Source organism: Cognatundibacterium luofuense (assembly GCF_018139685.1).
GTDB lineage: Bacteria > Pseudomonadota > Gammaproteobacteria > Burkholderiales > Burkholderiaceae_D > Undibacterium > Undibacterium luofuense.
The window spans coordinates 1-311 of sequence record NZ_JAGSPN010000479.1; the positions used below are offsets into that span (position 1 = coordinate 1).

Annotated in this window: 1 pseudogene; it reads left to right on the forward strand. The window is 55.9% G+C overall.

Going from position 1 to position 311, the window contains the following annotated elements:
• Positions 1–311 (forward strand): annotated as a pseudogene (locus KDM89_RS21305) (protein-methionine-sulfoxide reductase catalytic subunit MsrP); the annotation flags it as partial.

A 311-nucleotide genomic window follows, 5' to 3' on the forward strand; every position in this document is an offset into this window, starting at 1 on the left:
CGCCGGCTCGCACTGGGTTCGGTCGCTGGCAGCGCTTTGTGGGAAATGGCGAACCGTGAAGCGCATGGACAAACAGCGTCCGCGCAGAAGCTGGTTGCCAGCCCGAATCCGGCTTATGCGATACTGGATAAAAAGACCTCGCAGAAAGATGCGACCACCTACAATAATTTTTACGAATTCGGTACCGATAAATCTGAGCCTGCGATGATGGCGGGCGGCCTGAAGACGCGCCCCTGGACAGTCAGCATAGAGGGCGAAGTCAAAAAGCCCTTTGTATTGGATATCGACAGCCTGCTGAAGCTGGCGACGCT